The following is an 18,232-nucleotide window of genomic DNA, read 5'->3' as shown; positions in this document are numbered from 1 at the left end:
CGATATAGGCATATAGACGCTTATTTGTATGCATTAATAGGGATAATTTTACCTTCAGAGTCATATGTCAGTTCTAACATTTTGACCGAGCGTAGATGCGTTGCTCCGTTAGAGGCGGCACTATCGTGAAAGAATAAATACCACTTACCTTTAAATTCAGCGATAGAATGGTGATTTGTCCAACCGACCACCGGCTCTAGTACAGTCCCTTGAAAAACAAATGGGCCGTAAGGTGAATCACCTATAGCATAGACAATTTTATGGGTGTCGCCGGTAGACCAAGAAAAATAATATCGACCTTGGTATTTATGCATCCAAGCAGCTTCAAAAAAACGTTTGTCGTTATCACCTTGAGTAATTGCTTTACCGTTCTGGTCGAGCAGTATTAAATCTTTTAAAGGTTCAGCAAGCGACAACATATTATCTGCAAGTTTTGCAACTTTGGGCATTAATGCTGGTTCATTGTCTGCAGGATATTTAGCTTGCGACTGAAATTTACCATAGTGCCAATGTTGCAATTGCCCACCCCAAATGCCACCGACATATAAATAATACTCGCCATTGTCATTGTATACGGCAGGGTCAATTGAATAGGTTCCAGCTATAGGATGAGGTTGCGCTTTAAATGGCCCAGTAGGATTGTCGGCAACAGCTACGCCAATACGAAAAATGTCATTTTTGTCTTTTGCTGGAAAGTATAAATAATATAAACCGTCTTTCTCAGCCGCATCAGGTGCCCACATTTGCCTACTAGCCCAAGCCACGTCATCGACATCTAGCGCTTTTGGGTGCAGTGTTGCTGGTTGATCAACTGAATCTAGCGAAATAACGTGATAATCACGCATCGCAAAATGTACTCCATCACTATCAGAAGCAATACCACTGTCAACGTCGTGAGAAGGATATATGTATAACTTATTGTCAAATACATGCGCAGAAGGGTCTGCTGTATAAATTTGTGAAACGAGAGGCGCAGCTTTCGACTGCGCCTTATCTGATTTTATTGCTTGGCAACTAATTAAGCCGCACATCAACAACATGCCGGCAGTATATTTAATAAATTTCATCTTGACCCTAGTTAATATATAGTCACAAAAACCATAATAATTATAATAAGGAAATTTCGTTAGTTTTTCAAAACAAAATTTAAAACAATGTAAAAATCTTTTTCATTTAGCGCATTAAAAGGCACTTTTTGCCGATATGTTGACAAAAAGTTTGAATATATGTTTAAACAAGACTAAATTAACCTTATTGTTAAATTAACAACTAGATGCAATGAATAAACCTTTGTCTAAATTAGTTACAACAAGCCTACTGCTAATGTGTGTTGACGCACAGAGTCAGATTACCCTAGCGCCCCAATTTAGTGACGGCATGGTGCTGCAAAGAGATACTTCCAATACACTAAGCGGCTATTCAGATAGAGTCGATTCGCTTACTGTGCGCATTGATGGCAAGGATGTCGTATCATCTCGTATTTCTAGCGGTTATTGGCAAATAAACTTACCTCAGATGTCAGCTGGCGGGCCTTATCAAATAGAGATTGTCAGCAATGACGGTATCACCCATATTAATGATGTGCTATTCGGTGATGTTTGGTTTGCATCTGGTCAATCAAATATGGAATTGCCAATAGAAAGAGTAAAATACACATATCATAATGAATACACACAAGACCACTTTCCTCAAATACGGCAGTTTAAAGTTGCTAAACGTTCAGCCTATCAAGGTCCATTACAGCAAATAGAAGCCGGCCAGTGGGACAAAGCCGAACAAGGGAACTTAGCTGAATTTTCTGCTGTCGGTTATTTTTTTGCTAAAAAACTTCATCAAAATACCGGCGTACCAGTTGCGATAATTAACAATGCTTACGGTGGTTCTAGAGCACAAGGGTGGATGAGCGAAAAAGCCTTAAGTGCATTTCCGACCGATTTCCAAATTATGCAAATGAACCAACAAGAAAATTATATTGAAAACACCCGCCAACAAGATCTAGTTAACCAACAACAATGGTTTTCTGAGCTTGAGCAAGCTGATCTAGGGATAAAATATCAGTGGCAAAACCCTAATTATGACGACAAACATTGGCGAAGCATATCCGTACCTGGCTACTGGAGTGATCAAGGCAGCGAAAGTAGCAATGGCGTAGCTTGGTACAGAACTGAATTTTATTTGACCCAAGCCCAAGCTCAGCAAACCGCTTTGTTACAACTTGGTAGAATCATTGATTCTGATACCGCCTATGTGAATGGGATTGAGGTCGGAGGGGTTGGTTACCAATATCCACCAAGACGTTACACAGTGAACAAAGACATACTCAAACCCGGAAAAAATACCCTGGTTGTGCGCATAGTTTCACAGCATGGCAAAGGTGGATTTGTTATGGATAAGCCTTATCAGCTGAGCTTTGATGATAGTAAAGTTAACTTAGCTGGTATTTGGAAATTTAGATTTGGACACAAAATGACTGAAGCGCCAGCCAGTCAGTTTTGGCCGCATATGCAACCAAATGCAATGTATAATGCGATGTTAGCACCGCTTAAACACACAAAAATAAAAGGGGTCATTTGGTATCAAGGTGAATCAAATACCTACGACCCAATAACATATCGAAAGCTATTCCCAGCCATGATAAATGACTGGCGCGAAACTTTTTCCCGTCCAGATTTACCTTTCATTTTCACCCAATTAGCCAACTACCTACAAGCTGAAAATGATCCCTCAATCTCAGGTTGGGCTGAAACCAGAGCCGCCCAAGCTCACGCACTCAAATTAACAAACACTGCTATGATCACAGCAATTGATGTGGGCGAGTGGAACGATATTCACCCATTAAATAAAAAGTCTGTTGGTGAGCGATTTGCTTTGGCGGCTTTAAATACAGTCTATGGAAAAAGCAAGTTTGTTTATCAAGGACCTATATTAACATGTGCATATTTAGCGCAATCAAATAACATAGCTATCACATTGGCTAATCCACAACATGGGCTGATGGTTAAAGGTGAAAAATTAGGTGGTTTTGCCGTGTCACAGGATGGGGAGCATTACCAATGGGTAGATGCAACAATTGAGCAAGAACAGGTTGTTTTACATCTTGATAGCGCGCAGAAAATACAATATGTCCGCTATGCTTGGCAGAGCAACCCAGAACGCGCCAATTTATTTAACCAATTTAATCTACCCGCTTATCCAGCTGAATTATCTGTTACTCAGGGTTGCGATTAAAATCATCAAGCGCTAAAGATTCAACTTTAGCGCTTGGTATTGTTTGAACACTTTTACCAATGCCAAAGTGTGCCATCTTCAAGCCGATTTACCGGCAAACATGCTCTTTTATATGGATACTTTTTCGCCAATTCTTCATTAATATCCACACCATGCCCGACAACTTCACCAGGGGTAAAATATCCATCGTCGAACTGATACGCTCGAGTGAATACTGATTCCATCAGCTCACTGTGCGGCATGTGCTCTTGAATACCGAAATTTGGTACCCAAAAATCAAAATGCAATGCAGCGCCCATACAGACAGGCGATAAATCTGTTGCACCGTGGCTACCCATACGCACATGATATAAACTCGCGAGATCGGCAATACGTCTTAATTGAGTGATCCCGCCCGCATGCACGACTGTTGAGCGAATGTAATCAACTAACTGGTTTTGAATCAAAGCTTGGCAATCGTGAATTGAGTTAAATACCTCGCCTACCGCAATTGGGGTTGTGGTATGCTGCCGAATTAATTTAAACCCATCTTGATTTTCAGCAGCGACTGGATCTTCCATCCAAAATAGATGAAACGGCTCCAATTCTTTACCTAAACGACCAGCTTCAATTGGCGTAAGTCTATGATGGACGTCGTGAAGCAAGTGAATATCATCACCATATTGTTCACGTACAGCTTGAAATAACTTAGGCGCAAAGTTGAGGTATTTTTCAGTCGACCAAACCGTCTCGCTCGGTAAATCCGCGTCGGCAGGCTCATATTTATGCCCAGCTTTCGCAACACCATAGGTGCTTTTTACGCCAGGAATACCTGACTGTACTCGAATAGCTTTGTAACCCATGTCAATTGCTTCACCGACCGCATCTAAGGTAGATTCGATATCAGCGCCATTTGCATGAGTGTATACCATTATCTTGTCTCTGCTGCGCCCTCCCAACAGCTGATAGAGCGGCATATTGGCAGCTTTAGCTTTTATGTCCCACAACGCGGTATCAACGGCTGCAATCGCTGTCATAGCAACAGGACCTCTGCGCCAATAAGCGCCTCTGTACAAATATTGCCATATATCTTCAATGCGCTGCGGGTCTTTGCCGATGAGCATAGGTACAACATAATCTTGTAGGTAACTAACAACACTTTTCTCTCGGCCATTCAGGGTAGCGTCGCCAATGCCATACAAACCTTCATCAGTGACAATTTTTAACGTAACAAAATTACGCCCTGGTGAACAAACTATCACTCGAACATCAACTATCTTCATTGTTAGCTCCACTTTATGTATTGAGTTATAACCGCTCAGGTTAAAACAATAAATTAGGTAAAAACATCACGGCTGACGGAAATACCGCGAGCACAGCGACGAGGAAAATGACTGCTGCGAAAAATGGCCAAGCGCCCTTGATATATTCACTCGTTGGGCATTTTAATATATTGCAAACGGCATACATGGCAACGCCAACGGGAGGAGTTGTCCCACCAAAAGTCACCATAATCATCATTAAAATACCAAAATGCACTGGATCTATACCGACGGACTGCACCATAGGCACTAAAATGGGAGTTAACAGTAAAACGGTTACCGTGCCTTCCATTATCACGCCAATACATAGCAGTAAAAATAATGCAATAAACATAATCAAGATTGGCTGTTGAGTAAGACTTAACATGCTCTCAGTTATCGTAACTGGGAGCTGCTCGAACGCAACAACATAACCAATAATGCCGGACGCTAGAATAATCAACATTATCATGCCAATATCAGAAACACTTTCGTAGAGTGATTGAATTATTTGTTGCAGTGTTAATGTTGTATAAGCGAGTTTGCCAACTACACATGCATACACAACTGCAAACGCCCCAGCTTCAGACGGGGTAAAAATTCCAAAACGTATCGTGACAATTAATATAATTGGAAACAATAAAGCCCATTTACAATCATTCATCGCCACTAAAATTTGTTTACCTGTTGGTTTAACTGCGTTGTCTGCTTTAAACCCATGTTTTTTAGCTTGCCAATAAACAACTAACATCATAGTTAACGTAAGTAATAGTCCTGGCAACAAACCTGCGATAAACAATTTACCTATGGATACATTGCCTATGTACCCATAGAGAATTAATCCAATACTAGGTGGAATACAGGCGGTAATTAATGCACTAACACATATGGCGGCGGCACTAAAACCACGACTCAAACCAGAATCTTGCATCGGCTGCCCTAATATTCGTGATTGCATTGCCGCATCAGCAATCGCAGAACCAGACACGCCTCCCATCAGCGCACTCAAAACAATAGTGACATGCGCTAAGCCGCCAGCTATCCACGCAACTAATACGTTGGAAAAGTGGACTAACCTCTGGGTAATACCTGAATGATTCATGATATGACCAGCCAAAATAAAAAACGGTACTGCCAATAGAGGAAAACTTTGACTCGCTGCAACCATACGCTGTACAGCTACAAGCATCGGCAAACTGTCGGCTAAAACGAAATAACTTAAGCCACTAACTAATAAACAAAAAGCCAACGGCATACCAAGCAGCAGCAACACAATAAATAGTAAAAAAATCATTTATTCACCTCTTGCTCGTGTCGTTCAACTAATGCCTTTATATGCAAGGGAAGATCTGCAGGCGGTGTCACCATCTTGAGACTTGAAGAAAATTTAATTAGCTCAAGGCACTGAACAATCAAAGTTGTTGCCATTAAACTTGCTCCAACTGGAATAGCCGCTGTTACCCAAGCATAAGATAACTCAGTACTCCCCAGTGTTCGCTTGGGGTTTAGTTGAACAAGCTGGACACCATAATAAATTAATACAGCCAAAGCGCCGATGGCAAAAAGGTTTAACACAAAAGTCAGCTTTATCTGTTGCGCCAATGTAAGTTTATGCTGGAATACATCTAATTTAGCATGGCTACCCTGCCTGAGCGCTTGGTTTGCACCTAATACTGCAACCCAAGCAAACAGGAGCTGCGCAATATCAACAGACCAAATAATAGGTTGGCCAAATGTGCGCATCAAAGCCGCTAAAAAAACCAAAATGACAATTAATAACAACAACAATGCGGTAAGTTGTTTTTCAATTTTATTCCACATTTTTTACCCCAACAGCCTGCTGGTTTAGATAGGTGCGAATTTGTTGCTGAAGCTTTTGATAACCTAAATTTCGATAAACAACTTGAGTCGCGCGTCGAAATTCACTGATGTCAGGGGTAATAATTTTTATACCTTCAGCAATCAGTTGAGCTTCAATTTCAGATTCTTTTTCTACAACTAAGTCACTCGCAAACTTACCAGCAACCAGTGCCGAATCTAAGATTATTTGTTGCTGTTGAAGTGATAATTTTTCGAACCAGTGATTGCTAGCCACTAGTCCTGATATTAAGTTGATGTGAGCGGTTTTGTTGATGTAAGAGATAACTTCATAAAGCCTTGCCCCATATGTGCCTGCGTGCTGTGCTTCCGCGCCATCAATCACTTGCTGCTGCAAACCACTGTATACTTCTGCCCAAGCTAATGGTGTTGGTGTCGCCCCCATAGCTTGAATTGTTTCAATCCACACAGGCGCACCTATAGTGCGTAAACGAATACCGGCTAAATCTTCAGGTTGGCGAACAATTTTGTTCGCCAAAACATGCCGCTGTCCTTGCCACCAATTGAAAGCTAAAATTTTTAACCCTGAATCCTTTGCAAGCTGCTTTGACCAGTTGGCAAAAATAGGAGAATTTATTAACAGCGAAAGTTCAGCTAAATTATTCAACAAATAAGGAGCACCGACCACGCCAATCTCATGTTGATAAAAAGCTAAGCGCCCAGCGTCGACCAGCACAGCGATCGGCGCCCCGGCCATGGCTTGCTCTAGAATGTCATTATCATTGCCAAGTTGTGAACCAATAAAAATTTGGATAGTTATTGACTGATTTGAAGCTTGCTCAACCAATTGTTTAAATTTTATCAAGCCATGATACATAGGATCGCTCTGGCTTAGTGAAGTAACAACGTTGAGTTGCTCAGCAGCCTGCCCAGCCCAACACATAATAGCGGTTAAGCAACTTAGCAAATAGAGTCGAAAACGCTTGTTCATATCAGTTCAACCTAAGGCTCAACTATTGGAGCGGATAAACAGGTTAAACATAGGGTTTTATCGTCTTGATGTTACCTTGTTTATCGTAAGTCAGCTCTGTCATTTTCATAGAACGTAAATGAGTTTGACCGCCAGACAAAGTACAATCGTGATAAAACAAGTACCATTTCCCTTGGTATTCGGCTATGGAGTGGTGAGTCGTCCAACCTAACACAGGTTCGAGTATGACGCCCTGATAGGTGAAAGGTCCATACGGTGAATCGCCTGTCGCATAAACAATTTTGTGGGTATCGCCGGTAGAATAGGAAAAGTAATATTTGCCTTGGTATTTATGCAACCAAGGACCTTCAAAAAAGCGTCGGTCAGTATCACCAGCCAATATCAGTTCGCCATTTTCATCAATCACTTGAATGTCTTGTGCAGGATGCGCAAATTCCAACATATCATCAGACAACTTGGCGACTTTTGGTAACAAAGCGGGTGCATCGTCAGCTGGATAGATGTCTTTATCCTGATATTTACCGCTTGCCCAACGTTGTAATTGTCCGCCCCAAATGCCTCCAAAATAAATGTAGTGTTGGCCATCATCATCACAAAATACCGCCGGATCTATACTAAAACTGCCTTGCATAGGCTGTTGTTCGGCGACAAATGGGCCACACGGCTGGTCTGCACTGGCAACCCCTAAACGAAACACACCTTGATAATCACGCGCAGGGAAATACAAATAATACTTGCCATTTTTTTCTGCGGCATCCGGTGCCCACATTTGTTTTTCCGCCCAAGCCACATCCGCTACGTCTAAAACACAACCATGGTCTGTTACTTCACTTAGTTCTGAATCTAGAGAAAAAACGTGGTAATCACGCATAGCATATTGGTCACCATTGTCATTAACCGGCGAGTCCGTTTCTATGTCATGTGATGGATAAATATAAATTTTGCCATTAAATACGTGCGCAGACGGATCAGCTGTGTACATGTGCGTAACTAACGGCTCTGCTATTGAGGTTAGGCTAGCTGCTTTTTGCATATCTTGCTTTTGTACACGTTCAGCATCACTAATTAAATTTAACTTCTCTTTTAACATCTTTAACCCAATACCTAATTTGCTGACGCACTATCTAACATGCGTATATTCAATCTTTCGAACATTATAGAAACAAATTATAAATAGTCAACACAACAATAAGGATGTTTTGGCGGAGATTAGCAAATTTAAAAATGAAAATTTTGCCTCACTATTATTTTTTTATTTAAAATAACCTTCCAAAGATTAAATAAATTGTAACAAAACACCAACTAGGCAGCTTGCCGAATCCAGATTAAAACATTGATTTAAATGCACTTTAAGGTTATTCCACTCAATATGATTGGAAAATAATTATTATGAATAAGCCATTATAAATGTTCTATATAAATTAAGTTATATTGCGTACTGACCACTTTACTCCTAAAATAGTCATTTATGAATTAAGCTAAAGATCTGAAATAGAATGCATAACAACACACAACTTTTTATCACTCAAGTCGATCAAGAAGAGCCTTTGACAGACGACTATATGAAAAACCTGTCGGTAGACAATTTAATTTACGCTATGGATGAAGGTAAATTAAAAGTGTTGCTGGCTAAATACAAACAAGGTGCTGCAGCAAATAAATGGGGATTAATCGGCCATTGGGTCAAGTTTGACGAAGATTTAGACAGTGCCGCCCATAGAGTCGTTACTCAAGCAACTGGAGTAAAAAACTTTCATTTGGATCAGCTCGCAACATTCGGTAATGTCAAACGATACCCTTATCACAGAATTATAACTGTCGCGTATTATGCCTTTGTACGTAAAGATGAGGTGAATATTGTTCATGGCGATAATACTCATGAAGTTGCGTGGTTTGATGTTAAAAAGTTACCCGATTTAATATTTGACCATAAAGAAATCATTGTGGCTTCGCTCGCCCACCTCAAGTACAAAGTTCGTCACGAGCCTATAGGATTTAGTTTATTGCCGGAAAAATTCACCTTATTTCAGTTACAAGAAATATATGAAGCCATTTTAGACACCAAATTGGACAAACCTAACTTTCGTCGGAAAATTCAGAAAATGAATCTTCTGATAAACTGCAAAGAAAAGCAGCAAGATGTCGCGCATAGAGCAGCGGCTTTATTTAGATTTGACATCAATGTTTATGAGAAATTGAAAGACTTCGGTTTCAACTTCGAGTATTAATTAGCAATCATGTGTTCGCCAATTTAGCCAAACACGTTTAAACACACAACAAATTCGCGTTAATCGTTCAGATGATTTAAACAACCAATCTGTAATCGCCACAATATATCTAGAAGATCACCTAGTGGATAGTTGAACTCTTGCTCGCTAACTAGGATCTCTTGGTCTAATGTTAATCTTATCTGTGCATTGTGGTTTTGATTGTGTGATGACCAAACATATTTTGAGTTATTTATTAATTATTCTTGTCTCATGGCCAAGTTACGCGACAAAAATTTTGTTCATCAACCCAGACAAACCTGGAAGAAATTTTTGGGATGTCACCACAATAATTGCTGTTACTGCAGCCAAACAACTAGGTGTCGACCTTGAAGTAACATACGGCGGAGGCAATCGATTCAGCAATCAGTTTCAGCTAGAAAATTTAACTGATAAATATGATTATGTAATTTTTTTTCCACACGCTGGAAATGCAATTAGTTCGTTTGAAGTACTAAGCCAACTAAAAACACCTTTTATCACTCTCGAAAGGGCGATTTCAAACGATGAATTGAACACTCTTGGAGACCCAGCTCATACATACCCATTGTGGATAGGGGAAATATACTATGATGACGTTCAAGCCGGGGCTTTGTTAACCAAGGAGCTACTGGCAGTCCATGAAAAAACAAGTTCTCGACCTGCAAGCATACTCGCATTCAATGGCGACTATTCTTCGATATCTTCTAAGCGAGCCATGGGCCTTTCTATAATTTCCAAGCAAGAGAATGCTCAATTAGAACAAGTATTGCATACTATGTGGAACCCAGAGCTGGCGGGTCAAAAATTCTTAAAAGCCATTTTACGATATCCAGACACAAACATAGTTTGGGCAGCATCAGACCAGCTATCGCTGAATATAAGCAAGATATCAGGTGAAACCAATCTGCATTCAAACTTGATTGTAGGGGGAATAGATTGGGAATCAGAAGCGATTTCTGGCATTGAATCTAATACTTACGCTGTCAGTATCGGAGGGCATATTTTTGAAGCCGCGTGGGCTATTATTCTTGCATATGATCACGCTCACACAGTTGATATAACAAACGTGCGTAAACAGTTACCTCTAGCCTACCACGCGATAACACAAGAAAATATACATAGATTTGGTGTAATTAAAGATTCAAGCGTCTGGCCTTGTTTTAATTTCCGAAAATACTCCCGACATCTAAACCAGGCGGTTAAACAGCATAATTTTGATTTAACACTTGGGCTTGATGAAGCATTTTATCAGTGCATTGATGAGCAAAAGCTAGTCCAAACACAACCTTAAAGTTTCAAAATAAAAAATCGAGGTAGATGCGTATCCACTGCCAACCATAAATTTATTGCAAACAGCCAAATAGTCACATAGACTAACAAAATAGTCTTTTTGACTATCATTGTGTGTCGTTGTTTGGTTTAAACGTGGCCTGCTTGACCACGTTTAAACCCTTTTTGTTATTTAACCACCGTCTAATGCTTTTACCCAAATTTCTATGTCACCATCATCAATAAATTTCATTGCTTGAATACCAAGTTTGTCTTGGAAAAACTAAAGTTCATCATCTTTTCAAAAACTAAATCGAATTATGAATTAACATAAGAGTAAAAAGCTAGCCCAACATTAGTGATAAAAAAGCCCACTAAAAAGTGAGCTTGGAAATGAATAAATATTTTCTTATTTTTACGCTTGGTTTACTGTGGAGAAACAGAGAACCAATTGAAGTTCCAACCACCTGCATTAGCCTTAATGCCTAAATTGTGCGTTCCAGCCGTTAAATACACAGTAGTATAAACAGTTGACCAAGTCTGCCATCCACCTGTTGCGGGTACATTAACAGTTGCAAGTACACTGCCACCTCCGGCTTGCTCTAACTGCAATTGACCACCATTAGGGCTGGCAACTCTAAAGCCAAAAACATAATTGCCACTTTGGCTAATTTGTACATTGTTGTAGGTCATCCAATCCCATGTATCAATAGAACCGACACTATAACCGCCAGAAGTGTCTGTTGTTGAACCAACAACAACCCCACTCATATTCGAATAGTTTTCGGCTTGGATATAAGTAGCTTGTTGTGGTGGGTTTTGCGGAAATTGATAGCCCAACCATCCTGGCATTTCGTTCAACACTAAAACACGGTCTGACCAATATACCTCTTGGATCTTACTATTGGAGTTATGCTGAAAAGTCAACTCAGACCAAGGCATGAAAAATGTCCATTGTGATTGCTGGTTAAGTAAAGCAGGCATTGGAATATCATCACATTCACTAATCCCTATTGGTTTACCTGCAGCTTTATTTAAAATGGCATTATATTTTGCTGTCGTGTAACCTTGCCCATCACTCCAATACATATCCATAGTTAGCACATCCCAATTGTTATACCCAGGGTCATAGCTATTCAAGTCATTTGCCATACTACTGAAATCTTGAACATTCCATAACCAAACAATGTTGGTTAAACCTTTTTGGTTTAATAAATAATCGCGAGTAATTTGGTATAAGCGAGCAGAACCATTTGAGCCAGGTCGCCCCCCCCACCAAAACATACCTTGGTTCATTTCATGTAATGGTCGGAACAACACCTCTACACCAGCATCTTTCATTTGCTGAATATAATAAGCAACATCGTCCATCATTGATTTCCAGTTACTATTTATTGCTGTTCCATCTGTGATTAATTGATTCCACTCCCAATCAGACATAGTACTCAAAACACCGTTTGAGTCCCACTGACAAGGTGATTGTTTGGCAGGATTACAGGCGTGCCACATTAAATGGATCATTGCACCGTTATTCCACTCGTTTATCACTTGATTTGTGATCGTTTGACGATGTGCTATCTCATTCGGCTCAAACTGAAAATCTGTACTATACATACCAGGCCATTGACCGGTAACCGCATTTAAATCTCGGCTATATTTGTTAGGATCTGAATTGGGTTGCCTATTGTGCATGGCACCAATTGTTTTAGAACCTTTAATAGAATATAAAAAATCTAAAGTTTCCAACGCATAACTGCTCGCCGACATAATCAGCGCGCTTGAAACAAGTCCAGCTTGAACAAACTTAGAAAAGTTAGTAAGTCTAGTTTTTGTGTAGTGCATAAGTGTACCTTTTTATAGGTTGAGTGAAATACCGGTTACATAAATTGATTGTGTGCAATTGTATGTAACCGGTAGAGTGAATAACTAGCTAATAGTTTTAATCCTTAGATAACACGATATTATCTATCTGAAAAACTGCACCTTTTTGGTTTGCTCCCCATTGAGGGAAAATAACCAGAGGTGAATTGACTGAGTCTAACTGCAACGGACTGCCGTTGTTATCTAGCGCAAGTAAATCATCGATTTTAAAAGTATAATGCTGCCAAATACCGACCGATGGCATAACGCCTTCCACACTCGCATCTAAGCGAACATCACCTGTACCACATGGCCAACCACAATCCATTTTCATAAACCAGTTGCCATCAATACCATCTGGCTCGGCAACAACTAATAGATCAAACGATAAAGTTCCACCAGCATAAGGGCTAAAATCCAAAGGTGATGCAGAACTGAACTCACTGACCACTTCAACGCCTATATATTCATGTTGAATAACTTTGCCATAATGCGCATCCTCAGCATCAACGACAGTTTCAGTGATAGCAGCGACTGATTTATCAGGCAACTTCCAATCAGTTATTTCATCCGCAAAAACTATCGTATCAGCGATAGGAGCAGCAGGTGCAGGGTTCACAATAATATTATCGATTCTAAACACAGTATCTTTTTGGTTTGCACCCCATTCAGGAAATATAACCAAAGGAGACGAAACTGAATCAATTTGTAGTGGATTACCGTTATTTTCTAACGCAACTAAATCATCAATATTAAACGTATAGTGTTGCCACTGGCCAACAGTAGGCGCGACACCTTCAACACTAGCAGTTAACGGAACGTCGCCAGTACCACACGGCCAGCCACAGTCAATTTTCATAAACCAATTGCCGTTTATTGCTGCTGGTTCGTTTACGACTTTCAGATCAAATTCAAGTGTTCCGCCAACATATGCAGATAAATCAACAGCAGTGTCTGAACGAAACTCACTAACAGTTTCAATACCAACATAAGTATGCTCAACAACATTGCCATAAGTTTCATCTTCAGCTACAACAGCCTCGGTGATATTGGCGTTGGTAGAAGGTAACTGCCAATTAGTTAGCTCTTCATTAAAAATAACCAAAGGCTCAACAGTTTGTGCACCAGACGATGGAACTTCGTATACTACCTTATTTCCATTTGTCCACCCTGGCATATCATCTAATTTAACGACATTATCTGCGTTATATAGCTCGCGAATGTTGGCTTTAGAATTATGTTCAAAAGTTAACTCAGCCCAACTCATCACAAAAGTCCATAACGGCTGCTCTAACAAAAGCTCTGGAGATGGAAGTGTTTGCACCTCACCTAATGCAATAGGCTTATTTCCAGCCTTTGCAACTAATGCATCATACTTTTCTTGGGTAAATCCCTTGCCGTCAGTGCCATACATGTCCAGCGATAAAATATCCCAATATTCCGAACCAGGATCATATGTGTTTAAGTCATCAGCTAATGTTGCAAAATCTTGAACATTCCAAACAAAAGTTAAGTTAGTTAGATCTTTGTCATTAACCAAATAATCATGCGTTAACCGATACAGTTCAGCAGTATATGCTTGTTTACCAGCTGTCTTGGACGACCACCAAAAAATAGTTTGATTCATTTCATGGAAAGGACGAAACATCACACGAACGCCCTTTTTATTAAGGTAATCTAAATAAAAAGCCATGTTGTCTAAACGAGCTTTCCAGGTATTGTTTAACTCACTACCATCAGTTAATAAATCAGACCATTGTTGTTCAGTTAACTCATAATGCATGCCTGCTGTATTCCAACCACAAGTTTCAGCAGTTGTTGGAGGACAAACATGCATCATAATGTTAACCAACATGCCTTGCTTCCAGCGCTTTTCGGCTTCGTAGATCATAGACCAACGATTAGCAACATCGTCTTCTGAAAATAAGAAATCGCCGCTCCATAAACCCGGCCAAACACCTGTGGTTTTGGCAACTTCTTCAGTCCATCTATCTGGATCACTATTTGGTTCTCTATTATGAACACCTACAATCGTTTTTTGACCTTTGATAGAATTGAGGTAGTTAAGCATCACAGGTTCCAATAAACGATTATCTTCAAGTTCAGTTTGCTCGCCACCTGAAACTTCAGGTGTATAAGTAATAACAGGCTCTTCGTTGCCACAGCCAACCAAAGCTAGTGTAATCGCGGCAGCTACAGCTGCTCGTTGTGTAATATTCATTCATTTACTCCAAAATAAAGCAAAAATAAAAAGCTAGTAAGTCGCACTAAAATGCTTACGAACGCCTCATCATGCTGACTTGACAAAAACAATAACAAAATAAGTAACCCGTTACAAATTAAAAATATATATATTTTACAAAAAAGTTACTTTTTTTATAAAAATCAATACAAATTACTTACTGCTAGTTTTTTTTCCTATTTTTTTACATATTTTTAATTGAATAGTTACCTTTTTTGATTTAAATTAGCCTAAACCATCACATTTTTTAGGTGTAATGCCACCCAATTTATGTAACCGGTTTTCTTAAATTTACAATACTAATATGGGTACATATTTTATGAACTTCAAAAGAACACTACTTGCAACTGGTGTTACGACAGCACTACTACAAATTATAGCTCCAACAGCGTTAGCTGCAGAAAACTTAGAAGAACAAACCGAAGTAATTAACGTCACGGGTATCCGTGGTTCACTGATTAAATCAGTCGCGGACAAAAGAAACGCAGGCTCTGTAATAGACGCGATTACAGCAGAAGACATAGGTAAGTTACCAGATATTACAATCGCGGATTCTCTTCAGCGTGTAACAGGCATACAAATAAGACGCTCGGCCGGTGAAGGTGCTAGTGTAAACGTTCGAGGTTTATCTCAAGTCACTACATTATTAAACGGTGAGCAGTTTATTAGCACGGGGGCAATTACCGGTTTACAACCTGACTTTAGCGATGTACCTGCGGAATTATTAGGCGGCGTAGCTGTTTATAAATCGTCAGAAGCTAATTTAATGTCAGGTGGTATATCTGGCACAGTTAATCTAAAGAGTCGCCGCCCATTAAACTTGGATGATGGATGGACTTTTGTTGGCTCAGCTGAAGGCTCAAAAGGTAATTACACTGATGATGTAGGTAAAAAACTAACCGCTTTCGCAGGATTCAAACAAGATGATTTTGGGGTTATTGCAACCATTTCAAAATCAGATGCAACGCTTGCAAACTTCCGCTATGGCATGTTCGGCGATTGGATTTACCGTGGTTATCATATGGATGTAAATGAAGATGGTGAACAAGACGTTTTATTTGGCAACATAGATTATGGTATTACCAACAAAACAGCCAAGCGTGATCGCTTAGGTGCATCTGCAACCTTTCAATATTACTTAAATGACCAAGTCGAATTAGTCGCTGATGTGTTTTATACCGAAATGGAAAACAATGATCATGCAAATGGTTTAGTCGTGGACAATGCTTGGCAAAAATGGAGTGGATTTATTGAGCCAATCGAATATACAAATCATGGCCAAGGTCGTGTAAACCCAGGACATGAAGGTGAAGATTTCTATACCACAGATCATTTCAATATTGTTGCGCCCCGAGTTTTATCAAAAGGTGAAGCTGTTACTAGTAAACGTGATTCATTGAATTTAAATTTACAAGCCAATGTATTTGTATCTGACAACCTGAAAGGTACAGTGAGATACGTTCATGGTAAAGCAACCAGCGACAATACATACAATTATGCTGATGCATATGCAACTAGCGGTGCACAACAAAATTTAAACCGTCGTGTCGATGGCGTGGAAGAAGTTGCTAACCCAGGTGGCTGGGGCCCTGAAGATGTTACTATCGAAGTAGACACAAGAGGTGAATTCCCGACTTTTACTTTCCCTGAAGGTTTTGGTACGGATATGAGCCAATATGCTTTAGTGTCTACATTCTCCGAAAATAACCATCTTGACGAAGCAAGCCTTGACGCTTTACGCCTTGATGGTAAGTACGAATTTGACGGAAGTTTTTCTTTTGTTGACATGGCATCTATTGAATTTGGTGCAAGAATCGCGAAGCGCGAAGTTATTTCAAACAATTATGACTTAGCCGCGCCATTCACACGTAAACTCAATGACAACAGTGGTGAAGTGTTAACATCTTATGCTAAATGGAAAGATTCAGGTATTGCTGTAGATGCTGGAACTGGCGATACAATCGGTCGTTACATAGGTTACGAAGAATTAGCTGATATGGGTTATATACACGAGGTTTCTGATTTCGGGCCTGCCAGCAATGGCCAAAGTTTCTTCTTTATAAACCCAGAAGTCATGTCTGATGCATTAGCCTTCCAAGATTCAATTTACCCAGGTAATGTTAAAGCAAACAACTGGTTCAATTCATATAAAGTTGAAGAAGACATTAAGACATTCTATTTACAAGCTAATCTAAGTGGCGAATTATTAGTGCCTTTTAACGCAAATTTTGGTGTTCAAGCAGTTAGCAGCACCATAGACGTAACCGGTTATAGTGGCGGTAATACTTCATTCCTGGTAGTTGATGGCGAGCAATACAATGCGGTAGCTGGTGCACCTGGTCCAAAAGTGGGTACAACAGTAACCAGTAAAGAAACGTTAGATTATTTACCACGAGTAAATTTGAATTTTGATTTAATGCAAAACCTTAAATTGCGTTTTTCATATACAGAGAATCTAACTCAGTTAGACGCACGGTTGCTAGGCGCTGGTTCGAAAGTAACCATGACACCTTATGGCAACGAAGAACTTAAAGGTGTATTTCAAGCTCAACGTGTCGACGTGAGCGGTAACCCTGAGTTAAATCCGTGGAGCTCTAAAAATCTTGATGTTAGTTTGGAATGGTATTTTAACGATGAGGGTATAATCAGTATCGGTGCATACAAGTTAGACATTGAAAGCGCTCCTATGACTGTCAGCAGTGAATTAATTATGGATATCCCAGATTCAGACGGTGTTGTCCGCAACAATGGATTACCTTATGCATACCCGACAAATGGTGAAGGTTTATCTCTTGAAGGTATCGAGTTTGGTTACCAGCAAGGTTATGAATTTTTACCGGGTTTCTTGAGCGGTTTAGGCTCAACCGTCAATTACACTTGGTCGACAGGTGATGGTGGTAATCAAGATTTCTACGGCAAAAGTATGATCATGACTGATAACTCAGAGCATCAGTTAAATGCAATACTTTGGTATCAAAAAGACAATTTACAAGCTCGTATCGCATACAACTACCGCAGCGAAAGATTTAATGGCGTTCCTGGTATTGATGGCCACTTTGCAGCATATATGACGTCTCCGACTAAGTATGTCGATGCGTCTGTTAATTATCAAATAAATGATAATTTTGAGGTCTACCTACAAGGGCAAAATTTAACCAAAGAATTCGAAAGCACCTATATGCAATGGGAAGATGTTAAGGTCAACCAAAACGTTTTCGAAGCACGATATACATTGGGAGTACGAGCTAAATTTTAGAAAATAAATAAATTAGGGGGTCTGAATATCTCAGGCCCC

At 39.9% G+C, this 18,232-nt stretch carries 12 protein-coding genes; 4 read left to right on the top strand and 8 right to left on the bottom strand.

Annotated elements, in window-relative coordinates; translation table 11 throughout:
* Positions 1-20: 20 nt before the first annotated feature.
* Positions 21-1,031, bottom strand: a complete 1,011-nt coding sequence (locus WSC_RS0100525; protein ID WP_237716253.1) for a glycoside hydrolase family 43 protein — start codon at positions 1,029-1,031, stop codon at positions 21-23.
* A 247-nt stretch (positions 1,032-1,278) separates the two neighbouring features.
* Between WSC_RS0100525 and WSC_RS0100520 the strand changes: the two genes are divergently transcribed.
* On the top strand, positions 1,279-3,228 hold the full coding sequence (locus WSC_RS0100520; protein WP_026016581.1) for a sialate O-acetylesterase: 1,950 nt from the start codon (positions 1,279-1,281) through the stop codon (positions 3,226-3,228).
* 53 nt (positions 3,229-3,281) lie between these two features.
* Here WSC_RS0100520 and manD read toward each other — a convergent pair whose 3' ends face one another.
* Genes manD through WSC_RS0100490 form a run of 5 tightly spaced genes read right to left on the bottom strand, consistent with a single transcriptional unit; the run spans position 3,282 to position 8,407 of the window.
* Positions 3,282-4,490: a D-mannonate dehydratase ManD gene (gene manD / locus WSC_RS0100510; protein WP_016953953.1), complete on the bottom strand. Its 1,209-nt coding sequence runs from the start codon at positions 4,488-4,490 to the stop codon at positions 3,282-3,284.
* 40 nt (positions 4,491-4,530) lie between these two features.
* Positions 4,531-5,802 carry a TRAP transporter large permease gene (locus WSC_RS0100505; protein WP_016953952.1) on the bottom strand — a complete coding sequence of 424 codons (1,272 nt, stop codon included), beginning with the start codon at positions 5,800-5,802 and terminating at the stop codon, positions 4,531-4,533.
* Entirely contained in the window at positions 5,799-6,329 is a 531-nt protein-coding gene (locus WSC_RS21490) for a TRAP transporter small permease (RefSeq protein WP_016953951.1), read from the bottom strand. The genes WSC_RS0100505 and WSC_RS21490 overlap by 4 nt, the downstream gene beginning before the upstream one ends.
* Positions 6,319-7,317 carry a C4-dicarboxylate TRAP transporter substrate-binding protein gene (locus WSC_RS21485; RefSeq protein WP_016953950.1) on the bottom strand — a complete coding sequence of 333 codons (999 nt, stop codon included), beginning with the start codon at positions 7,315-7,317 and terminating at the stop codon, positions 6,319-6,321. The genes WSC_RS21490 and WSC_RS21485 overlap by 11 nt, the downstream gene beginning before the upstream one ends.
* A gap of 43 nt (positions 7,318-7,360) precedes the next feature.
* A complete protein-coding gene (locus tag WSC_RS0100490; RefSeq protein ID WP_016953949.1) occupies positions 7,361-8,407 on the bottom strand; it encodes a glycoside hydrolase family 43 protein in 1,047 nt (348 codons plus the stop codon).
* Between the two features lie 406 nt (positions 8,408-8,813).
* On the opposite strand from WSC_RS0100490, the gene WSC_RS0100485 reads away from it, so the two are divergent.
* Positions 8,814-9,545 carry an NUDIX hydrolase gene (locus WSC_RS0100485; RefSeq protein WP_016953948.1) on the top strand — a complete coding sequence of 244 codons (732 nt, stop codon included), beginning with the start codon at positions 8,814-8,816 and terminating at the stop codon, positions 9,543-9,545.
* Positions 9,546-9,714: 169 nt separating this feature from the next.
* On the top strand, positions 9,715-10,857 hold the full coding sequence (locus tag WSC_RS0100480; RefSeq protein WP_016953947.1) for an ABC transporter substrate-binding protein: 1,143 nt from the start codon (positions 9,715-9,717) through the stop codon (positions 10,855-10,857).
* Between the two features lie 404 nt (positions 10,858-11,261).
* Here WSC_RS0100480 and WSC_RS23775 read toward each other — a convergent pair whose 3' ends face one another.
* Entirely contained in the window at positions 11,262-12,677 is a 1,416-nt protein-coding gene (locus WSC_RS23775) for a glycosyl hydrolase (protein WP_016953946.1), read from the bottom strand.
* Between the two features lie 97 nt (positions 12,678-12,774).
* Positions 12,775-14,916, bottom strand: coding sequence for a glycosyl hydrolase (locus WSC_RS23770; protein WP_016953945.1), 2,142 nt, complete (start codon positions 14,914-14,916; stop codon positions 12,775-12,777).
* Positions 14,917-15,256: 340 nt separating this feature from the next.
* Between WSC_RS23770 and WSC_RS0100465 the strand changes: the two genes are divergently transcribed.
* Entirely contained in the window at positions 15,257-18,193 is a 2,937-nt protein-coding gene (locus WSC_RS0100465) for a TonB-dependent receptor (RefSeq protein WP_016953944.1), read from the top strand.
* Positions 18,194-18,232: the final 39 nt, after the last annotated feature.

The organism is Catenovulum agarivorans YM01 (genome assembly GCF_000281085.1).
GTDB lineage: Bacteria > Pseudomonadota > Gammaproteobacteria > Enterobacterales > Alteromonadaceae > Catenovulum > Catenovulum agarivorans.
This window is presented reverse-complemented; position numbering and strand designations above follow the sequence as displayed.